This window comes from Paracoccus sp. (in: a-proteobacteria) (assembly GCF_047605025.1).
GTDB lineage: Bacteria > Pseudomonadota > Alphaproteobacteria > Rhodobacterales > Rhodobacteraceae > Paracoccus.
Genome location: NZ_JASGGO010000035.1, coordinates 26,452 through 35,613 on the forward strand (window position 1 = coordinate 26,452; position 9,162 = coordinate 35,613).

General features: G+C 64.5%; 8 protein-coding genes and 1 rRNA gene. 8 read left to right on the forward strand and 1 reads right to left on the reverse strand.

The window, feature by feature from the left end:
* From QM682_RS16580 to QM682_RS16590, 3 genes are read left to right on the forward strand one after another with little or no spacing between them, the layout of a single operon-like run.
* Entirely contained in the window at positions 1-891 is an 891-nt protein-coding gene (locus QM682_RS16580; RefSeq protein WP_415131716.1) for an SPFH domain-containing protein, read from the forward strand.
* Positions 888-1,157: an NfeD family protein gene (locus tag QM682_RS16585; RefSeq protein WP_415131718.1), complete on the forward strand. Its 270-nt coding sequence runs from the start codon at positions 888-890 to the stop codon at positions 1,155-1,157. The genes QM682_RS16580 and QM682_RS16585 overlap by 4 nt, the downstream gene beginning before the upstream one ends.
* Positions 1,144-1,572 (forward strand): NUDIX hydrolase, encoded by a 429-nt coding sequence (locus QM682_RS16590; protein WP_415131720.1) that lies wholly within the window; start codon positions 1,144-1,146, stop codon positions 1,570-1,572. The genes QM682_RS16585 and QM682_RS16590 overlap by 14 nt, the downstream gene beginning before the upstream one ends.
* A gap of 16 nt (positions 1,573-1,588) precedes the next feature.
* On the opposite strand, the gene pyrF is transcribed toward QM682_RS16590, so the two are convergent.
* Positions 1,589-2,275 (reverse strand): orotidine-5'-phosphate decarboxylase, encoded by a 687-nt coding sequence (pyrF, locus tag QM682_RS16595; protein WP_415131722.1) that lies wholly within the window; start codon positions 2,273-2,275, stop codon positions 1,589-1,591.
* Between the two features lie 148 nt (positions 2,276-2,423).
* Between pyrF and clpB the strand changes: the two genes are divergently transcribed.
* From clpB to QM682_RS16620, 5 genes are all read left to right on the forward strand, one after another.
* Complete coding sequence (clpB, locus tag QM682_RS16600; protein ID WP_415131724.1) at positions 2,424-5,051, forward strand: ATP-dependent chaperone ClpB; 2,628 nt, start codon at positions 2,424-2,426, stop codon at positions 5,049-5,051.
* Between the two features lie 134 nt (positions 5,052-5,185).
* Positions 5,186-6,820, forward strand: coding sequence for an alpha-D-glucose phosphate-specific phosphoglucomutase (locus QM682_RS16605; protein ID WP_415131726.1), 1,635 nt, complete (start codon positions 5,186-5,188; stop codon positions 6,818-6,820).
* Between the two features lie 84 nt (positions 6,821-6,904).
* Positions 6,905-7,801, forward strand: a complete 897-nt coding sequence (gene msrP, locus QM682_RS16610; protein ID WP_415131727.1) for a protein-methionine-sulfoxide reductase catalytic subunit MsrP — start codon at positions 6,905-6,907, stop codon at positions 7,799-7,801.
* Entirely contained in the window at positions 7,801-8,418 is a 618-nt protein-coding gene (gene msrQ / locus QM682_RS16615) for a protein-methionine-sulfoxide reductase heme-binding subunit MsrQ (protein WP_415131728.1), read from the forward strand. The genes msrP and msrQ overlap by 1 nt, the downstream gene beginning before the upstream one ends.
* A 499-nt stretch (positions 8,419-8,917) precedes the next feature.
* Positions 8,918-9,162: ribosomal RNA gene (locus QM682_RS16620) — 16S ribosomal RNA — on the forward strand; the annotation flags it as partial.

A 9,162-nucleotide genomic window follows, 5' to 3' on the forward strand; every position in this document is an offset into this window, starting at 1 on the left:
ATGCCTGAACAGATCGCCGACCTGATCGGCCGGAACCTGGCCCTGATCGTGCTCGCGGCGGTCATCCTGCTGGCCGTCAGCCGCGCCGTTCGCATCTTGCCCCAATCCGAGAAATACGTCGTCGAGCGATTCGGCCGGTTGCGCGCCGTGCTGGGGCCGGGGATCAACTTTACCGTGCCGCTGCTGGACCGGGTGGCGCATAAGATCTCGGTCCTGGAACGGCAATTGCCGACCAACCGGCAGGACGCGATCACCGCCGACAACGTGTTGGTCCAGGTCGAGACCAGCGTGTTCTACCGCATCACCGAGCCGGAAAAGACCGTCTATCGCATCCGCGACATCGACGCGGCCATCGCGACCACGGTGGCGGGGATCGTGCGTTCGGAAATCGGCACGATGGAATTGGATCAGGTGCAATCGAACCGCGCCAGCCTGATCGACCGCATCCGGGAATCGCTGGCCAATGTCGTGGACGACTGGGGTATCGAGGTGACGCGGGCCGAGATCCTGGACGTGAACCTGGATGAGGCCACCCGTGCCGCCATGCTGCAACAGTTGAACGCCGAGCGCGCCCGCCGCGCCCAGGTGACCGAGGCCGAGGGCAAGCGCCGCGCGGTCGAACTGGCCGCCGACGGCGATCTTTACGCCGCCGAGCAGCGCGCCAAGGCAAAGCGCATCCTGGCCGATGCCGAAGCCTATGCCACCAGCGCCATCGCCCAGGCGATTCGCGGCGGCGGGACCGAGGCGGCGCAATATCAGGTGGCGATGAAACAGGTCGAGACCCTGGCCGAACTGGGCAAGGGTCAGGGTCGGCAGACTGTCATCCTGCCCGCCTCGGCCGCCGAGGCGCTGGGGGATGCGTTCAAGCTGTTCGGGACGAAAAAGCCGTGACGCAGGGCTGGCTGTGGATCGTCGCTGCGCTGGTTCTGGCCGCGCTTGAGATGGTGCTGCCGGGCTGGCTGTTCCTGGGCACCGCGCTGGCTTGCGGGGCGATGGGCCTTTTGCTGCTGGCCGGGATCTGGAGCGCGGGCCTGCCGCTGACGCTGGTTGTCGCGGCGCTTTTCTCGGCGCTGGCCTGGGCGCTGTTGCGTCGGATCTTCGGCGCCTCGCGCGGGGATGTGCGGATCTGGACCCGCGACATCAATGACGACCGCTGATTTCCTGGGCGCCAAGCTGTTGCTGACCTGCTCGGGCAGTCTGCTGACGCTTCTGCGCGACGATTTCGACACGATTCCCTTTCCTGGCCATTGGGATCTGCCCGGCGGCGGAGCCGAGCCGGGCGAGACGCCCATCGCCTGCGCGCTGCGCGAGCTTCACGAGGAATTCGGCCTGCGCCTGCCGCCCGTCCGGCTGGCGCCGCATCGCTTCCTGACCGATCAGGGGCGCGAGACATGGCTGTTCCAGGGCGTTATCCGGCCCGCCGAGATTGCCGCCATCCGCTTCGGCGATGAGGGGCAGGGCTGGCGCATGATGGCGGTCGCGCGCTTCGTTGCCCACCCCCGCGCCGTGCCGCGATTCCGCGAACGCGTGGCGCAGGTGCTGGGTTGCCGCCCCGATCCGGTCCGGGCCTGAGCCCCAGGAAAGGCGGTCAGGGCAGTTCGGCCAGGATGGCCTGGGCGGCTGCGCGGGGGTCGGCGGCCTGCCAGATCGGGCGGCCCACGACGATATGGTCGGCGCCGTTGGCGATGGCGGTGGCCGGGGTCTCGATCCGTTTCTGATCGCCCGCGTCGCCGCCGGCGGGGCGCACGCCCGGCGTCACGATCAGCCGGCCCGCCGATTCCGGCAGGGCGCGGATCAGCGCGGCCTCGCGCGGGCTGGCGATGACGCCATCCGCGCCGGCCTCAAGCGCGCGGGCGGCGCGGGTCTGCACGATCTCGGCCAGATCGCCCGGCACGATCAGCCCCGCATCCAGGTCGGCCCGGTCCAGCGAGGTCAGGATGGTCACGGCCAGGATTTTCAGGCCCGAGCCCGCGGCCCCCTGCTTCGCCGCGCGCACCACATGCGGGTCGCCATGCACGGTCAGGAAATCCAGGTCGTATTGCGCGATCCCCCGGACCGCCGCCTGAACCGTGGCGCCGATGTCGAAGAATTTCATGTCCAGGAAGATGCGCTTGCCGTGTTCCTGTTTCAGTTCATTGGCCAGCGCCAGACCGCCGCCGGTCAGCATCCCCAGGCCGATCTTGTAGAAGTTCACGGCGTCGCCCAGCCTTTCGGCCAGTTCCAGCCCGGCCAGTGCATTCGGCACATCCAGCGCCACGATCAGACGGTCATCCATGCTATCCCCCTGCGACAAACGGTCCGCTTATAGGGGGGAACCGGGTGTCTTGAAACCCCGTTCGGTCTTGCCCATCTGACAGGCAGGACCCGAGCCGGGCCGCGCCATTGCGGGCGGTCCAAAGCGGGGGCTAGGAAAGGATTTTCATATGGATATGGAAAAATTCACGGAACGCTCGCGCGGTTTCCTGCAAGCCGCCCAGACCATCGCCATCCGCGAGGAAAACCAGCGCGTGATGCCCGAGCATCTGCTGAAGGCGCTGATGGACGACGACCAGGGGTTCGCCAGCAACCTGATCGCGCGCGCCGGGGGCGATGCGCAGGCGGTGCGGCAGGCCGTCGATCAGGCGGTGGCGAAACAGCCCAGGGTCAGCGGCGGCCAGGGGCAGGTCTATGTCGATCCCAGCATGGTGCGCGTCCTGGACGAGGCCGAGAAGCTGGCCAAGAAGGCCGGCGACAGCTTCGTTCCGGCCGAGCGCATCCTGAACGCGCTTGCCGTGGTCAACACCAATGCCCGCGACGCGCTGGCGGCGGGCAAGGTGACCGCGCAGGCGCTGAACGGCGCGATCAACGACATCCGCAAGGGCCGCACGGCCGACACGGCTTCGGCCGAGGACAGCTATGAGGCGCTGTCGAAATACGCCCGCAACCTGACCGAGGCGGCGGCGGACGGCAAGATCGACCCGATCATCGGCCGGGACGAGGAAATCCGCCGCGCCATGCAGGTGCTGAGCCGCCGCACCAAGAACAACCCGGTGCTGATCGGCGAGCCGGGCGTCGGCAAGACCGCCATCGCCGAGGGGCTGGCGCTGCGCATCGTGGATGGCGACGTGCCCGAATCGCTGCGCAACAAGCAGCTTTGGGCGCTGGACATGGGCGCCTTGATCGCCGGCGCGAAATATCGCGGCGAGTTCGAGGAGCGGCTGAAATCCGTCCTGAAAGAGATCGAGAACGCGGCCGGCGAGATCGTCCTGTTCATCGACGAGCTTCACACCCTGGTCGGTGCCGGCAAGACCGATGGCGCGATGGATGCCGCGAACCTGATCAAGCCCGCGCTGGCGCGGGGCGAGTTGCATTGCGTCGGCGCCACCACGCTGGACGAATACCGCAAGTATATCGAAAAGGACGCGGCCCTGGCCCGGCGCTTCCAGCCCGTGATGGTGCTGGAACCCACGGTCGAGGACACGATCAGCATCCTGCGCGGCATCAAGGAGAAGTATGAACTGCACCACGGGGTGCGGATTTCCGACGCCGCGCTGGTCGCTGCCGCCACGCTGAGCCATCGCTATATCACCGACCGTTTCCTGCCCGACAAGGCCATCGACCTTGTGGACGAGGCCGCGAGCCGGCTGCGCATGGAGGTTGACAGCAAGCCCGAGGAACTGGATGCGCTGGACCGCCAGATCCTGCAAATGCAGATCGAGGCCGAGGCGCTGAAGAAAGAGGACGACGCCGCCAGCAAGGACCGGCTGGAAAAGCTGGAAAAAAACCTCTCGGAACTGCAAGAGCAATCGGCGACGATGACCGCGCGCTGGCAGGCCGAGCGCGACAAGCTGGAAGGCTCGCGCAATCTGAAAGAACAGCTCGACCGAGCCCGCGCCGAGTTGGATCAGGCCAAGCGCGAGGGCAATCTGGCCCGCGCGGGTGAGCTTTCCTATGGCATCATTCCGGGGCTGGAGAAGAAGCTGGCCGAATCCGAGGGCACCGACGAAGGCCCGATGGTCGAGGAGGCCGTCCGCCCCGAGCAGATCGCCGAGGTGGTCGAACGCTGGACCGGCATTCCCACCAGCAAGATGCTGGAAGGCGAGCGCGAGAAGCTTCTGAAGATGGAGGAAGTGCTGGGCAAGCGCGTCATCGGCCAGTCCGAGGCGGTAACGGCGGTCGCCAATGCCGTGCGCCGTGCCCGCGCCGGGCTGAACGATCCGAAACGACCGCTGGGCAGTTTCCTGTTCCTGGGGCCAACCGGCGTCGGCAAGACCGAACTGACCAAGGCCATCGCCGAATACATGTTCGACGATGACAGCGCGATGGTCCGCATCGACATGTCGGAATACATGGAGAAACACTCGGTCGCGCGGCTGATCGGGGCGCCTCCGGGCTATGTCGGCTATGATGAGGGCGGCGCGCTGACCGAGGCCGTGCGGCGCCGTCCCTATCAGGTGATCCTGTTCGACGAGGTCGAAAAGGCGCACCCGGACGTGTTCAACGTGCTGTTGCAGGTGCTGGACGACGGCCAGCTGACCGACGGGCAGGGCCGGACGGTGGATTTCAAGCAGACGCTGATCATCCTGACCTCGAACCTGGGGGCGCAGGCGCTGAGCGCCTTGCCCGAGGGGGCCGATTCGAGCCAGGCGCGAACGCAGGTGATGGATGCGGTCAGGGCGCATTTCCGCCCCGAATTCCTGAACCGGCTGGACGAGATCATCATCTTCCACCGCCTGACGCGCGAGAACATGGACGGGATCGTCAAGATCCAGCTTTGGGGCCTTGAGAACCGTCTGGCGCAACGCAACATTCATCTGGACCTGGATGCGGATGCGACGAAATGGCTGGCCGATGAAGGCTATGATCCGGTCTTCGGCGCGCGCCCGCTGAAACGGGTGATCCAGCGCAGCCTGCAAAACCCGCTGGCCGAGATGATCCTGTCGGGCGAGGTGCTGGACGGCCAGACCGTGCATGTCGGCGCCGGGCCGGATGGGCTGGTCGTGGGCAACCGCATCTCGGGCGTGCATCTGGGCACCGCCGGGGAAGAGGGGCCGCGCGTGCCGCTGCATTGATAAAGGGGGGCGGTTGCAAGGCGGCCGCCCCCCTTCTTTCGGCGCCTCTTTGGCCCGGACATGCTGATGCCCATGGCAACAGGCCAAAAAACATGCATGATCGCGCCACAGCTTGCTTGAACCAGAGGCCAGATATGACGCGCATCCTGACCGTTTCCACGCAACCGATCGAGGGGCAGAAGCCCGGCACATCGGGTTTGCGCAAGAAGACCAAGATCTTCATGGAGCCGCATTATCTGGAGAACTTTACGCAATCGGTCTTTGACGCCATCGGGGGCGTTACGGGCAAGACCCTGATTCTGGGCGGCGACGGGCGTTATTTCAACGACCGCGCGGTGCAGGTGATCCTGCGCATGGCCGCCGCCGGCGGCGCGTCCCGCGTGATCGTGGGGCAGGGGGGGCTGCTTTCGACGCCCGCCGCCTCGAACCTGATCCGCAAGCGCGGCGCCGATGGCGGCGTGATCCTGTCGGCCAGCCACAATCCCGGCGGCATCGACGAGGATTTCGGCATGAAATACAACGGCGCGAATGGCGGCCCGGCGCCGGAATCCGTGACCGACAAGATTTTTGCCCGCACCAAGGAACTGACCGAATACAAGATTCTTGAGGCGGCGGACCTGGATCTGTCGCAACTGGGCGAAAGCGATCTGGCCGGTATGACGGTCGAGGTGGTCGATCCCGTCGCCGATTACGCCCAGTTGATGGGCGAACTGTTCGATTTCGACGCGATTCGCAATCTTTTCATCGGCGGCTTCCGTATGCGCTTCGACGCCATGCATGCCGTGACCGGGCCTTATGCCACCGCGATCCTTGAGGGGATCCTGGGCGCGGCCAAGGGCACGGTGGTCAACGGCACGCCCTCGCCCGATTTCGGCGGCGGCCATCCCGATCCGAACCCGGTCTGGGCCAAGGATCTGATGGATGCGATGTTCGCCGAGGACGCGCCGGATTTCGGCGCCGCCTCGGATGGCGACGGGGATCGCAACATGATCGTCGGGCGCGGGGTCTATGTGACGCCCTCGGACAGTCTGGCGGTGCTGGCCGCGAATGCGACGCTGGCGCCCGCCTATGCCAAGGGGCTTTCGGGGATCGCGCGCTCGATGCCCACCAGCCGCGCCGCCGACCGCGTTGCCGAGAAGCTGGGGGTCGAAATCCATGAGACGCCGACCGGCTGGAAATTCTTCGGCAACCTGCTGGATGCGGGGCGCGTGACCATTTGCGGCGAGGAAAGCGCCGGCACCGGCTCGGACCATGTGCGGGAAAAGGACGGGCTTTGGGCGGTGCTGCTGTGGTTGAACATCCTGGCCCGCCGGATCGAGCCGGTCAGCCAGATCCTGGCCGCGCATTGGAAGGAATATGGCCGCAACTACTATTCGCGCCATGATTACGAGGCGGTCCCCAGCGAGCGCGCGAATGCGCTGGTTCAGCGGTTGCGCGACACGGCCGGCGACCTGCCCGGCCAGAAGTTCCAGGGCCTGGCGGTCGAATCGGCGGATGATTTCGCCTATCACGATCCGGTCGATGGATCGGTCTCGAAGAACCAGGGCATTCGGATCAGCTTCACGGATGGCTCGCGCGTGGTGCTGCGCCTGTCGGGCACCGGAACCGAGGGGGCGACGCTGCGCGTCTATCTGGAACGGTTCGAGGCCGATCCCGCCCGCCACGACCTGCCGGTCGAGGAGGCGCTGGCCCCGGTCATCGCCGCCGCCGAGGAAATCGCGCTGATCCGCGAGTTCACCGGCCGCGACGCCCCGGACGTGACCACCTGATCCCATCACGGGAAATTCACCCCAGCGCGGCCCAGTTCGGCGCATCATCTGCCTATCGCCCCTTGGGGCGGTCAGGAGGTCGGGATGAAACTGAAATGGTCGGATGTCACGCCTCGGGCGCAATATCTTGGCCGCCGCGGCTTCCTGGCCACGGCGGCGGCCAGTCTGGCGGGGCCTGCCCTGGGTCTGTCGGGAACGTCCTCGGCCTATTCCACGGATGAGCAGCCGAACAGCTTCAAGGACATCACGAACTACAATAATTTTTATGAGTTCGGGACTGGCAAAACCGATCCGGCGGAATATTCCGGCACGCTGAAGACCGTGCCCTGGCAGGTTCAGATCAGTGGGCTGGTGGACCGTCCCGGCAGCTATGGGGTCGAGGATCTGGCCCCGGATTCCGCGCTTGAAGAGCGGATCTATCGCCTGCGCTGCGTCGAAGCCTGGTCGATGGTGATTCCCTGGCTTGGCGTGCCTCTGGCCTCGGTCCTGAGCAAGGTCGGGCCGCAACCGGGCGCGAAATATGTGGCTTTTCGCACGCTCAAGGACCCGGACCAGATGCCGGGGCAGCGCTCGCGCATTATCGACTGGCCCTATACCGAGGGGCTGCGCCTGGACGAGGCGATGCATCCGCTTACGATTCTGGCCACGGGGCTTTACGGTCAGGTGCTGCCCAATCAGAACGGCGCGCCGATCCGCCTGATCGTGCCGTGGAAATATGGGTTCAAGTCGATCAAGTCGATCGTCGCGATCGAACTGACCGCGAAGCAGCCGCTGAACAGCTGGCAAGAGCTTCAGCCCAACGAATATGGCTTCTATGCCAATGTGAACCCGCAGGTCGATCATCCCCGCTGGAGTCAGGCGACCGAACGGCGCATCGGCGCGGGCTTGTTCGGAGGCCGTCAGGAAACGCTGATGTTCAACGGCTATGGCGATCAGGTTGCGGGTCTCTATGCCGGCATGGATCTGCGAAAGTTCTATTGATGACCTCGCATCTGAACCGGATCCTGCGCCGGATCCCCGTCTGGGTGATCTGGCTGGCGGGGCTGGTTCCCTTGGTCTTGCTGCTGGCAGATACGCTGGCTGGCCGTCTGGGGGTCGAGCCGGTTCGCGATATCGAGCATCGGCTGGGCCGCACGGCGCTTTATTTCCTGATCGCAACCTTGGCGGTGACGCCGCTTCTGCGTCTGACGCGGCTGAACCTGATCCGTTTTCGCCAGGCTTTGGGGCTGATCTGCTTTACCTACGCGGCCTGTCATCTGGCTGCCTGGGTGGTCTTCGACATGGGCCTTCTCTGGAGCCAGATCCTGCGCGACGTGATCAAGCGGCCCTATCTGATTTTTGGCATGTCGGCCTTCCTGGGCTTGCTTGCGCTTGCGCTGACCTCGAATCGCTGGTCGATCCGCCGCATGGGCCGGAACTGGGGGCGCCTGCACCGGCTGATCTACCCAGCGGCGGTTCTGGCGGCGGTCCATTGGCTTTGGGCGTTGAAGGTCTGGCAATCCTGGCCTTTGGGGTGGCTGGCTGCGATTCTGCTGCTGCTTTCCCTGCGTTTACTGAGGAAACGGCCTCGATCCGGGCCAAGCGTGGGCACGCTCTGAAGCCTTGTGGCCAAGGGGGCAGACGAAGCCCATCAGAAGCGATTTCAATTTACCTTATATTTTCAATATCTTAATATATTCTTGTCATCTTTTTTCATTTTTAGTCTTGCGGGTATTTTTGTTGGGCCGTAGATACCCGCTCACCGAGACGCCGGGGACGGTTGAACGGGTCTGGCGGGGCTGCTTTGGTTGCTTTTGCTAGGGAAATCAGGGAATAGCTGAGCGGATGCGGCGTTAAGATTTACGCCTTTTCCGTGCTTTTGTTTCCGTTGCTATTTGACATTACGAGATATCTGAAGGGATATGCGGGCGGTCTGGTCGTTTTTCGACTGAGAAGTTTGCATATCGGCCTGGTAGGGGGAGACCTCGATGATCCAGGTGTCAGCTTCACTGTTTGACGGTTCACGCGAGTGGAACGACAAGCAGGGATGACCTCCTGCTTAGGCGCAGGAGGCAGATGTGCAAGGTTCTTTTGTCAAGGATAGTTCTTCGGAACTTTCAACTTGAGAGTTTGATCCTGGCTCAGAACGAACGCTGGCGGCAGGCCTAACACATGCAAGTCGAGCGAGATTTTCGGATCTAGCGGCGGACGGGTGAGTAACGCGTGGGAACGTACCCTTTTCTACGGAATAGCCTCGGGAAACTGGGAGTAATACCGTATACGCCCTTATGGGGAAAGATTTATCGGAGAAGGATCGGCCCGCGTTGGATTAGGTAGTTGGTGGGGTAATGGCCTACCAAGCC

Coding starts and splice junctions, on each gene's coding strand:
- QM682_RS16605 (WP_415131726.1), top strand. CDS start 5,186: ATGACGCGCATCCTGACCGTTTCCACGCAACCGATCGAGGGGCAGAAG.
- clpB (WP_415131724.1), top strand. CDS start 2,424: ATGGATATGGAAAAATTCACGGAACGCTCGCGCGGTTTCCTGCAAGCC.
- pyrF (WP_415131722.1), bottom strand. CDS start 2,275: ATGGATGACCGTCTGATCGTGGCGCTGGATGTGCCGAATGCACTGGCC.
- msrQ (WP_415131728.1), top strand. CDS start 7,801: ATGACCTCGCATCTGAACCGGATCCTGCGCCGGATCCCCGTCTGGGTG.
- msrP (WP_415131727.1), top strand. CDS start 6,905: ATGAAACTGAAATGGTCGGATGTCACGCCTCGGGCGCAATATCTTGGC.
- QM682_RS16590 (WP_415131720.1), top strand. CDS start 1,144: ATGACGACCGCTGATTTCCTGGGCGCCAAGCTGTTGCTGACCTGCTCG.
- QM682_RS16580 (WP_415131716.1), top strand. CDS start 1: ATGCCTGAACAGATCGCCGACCTGATCGGCCGGAACCTGGCCCTGATC.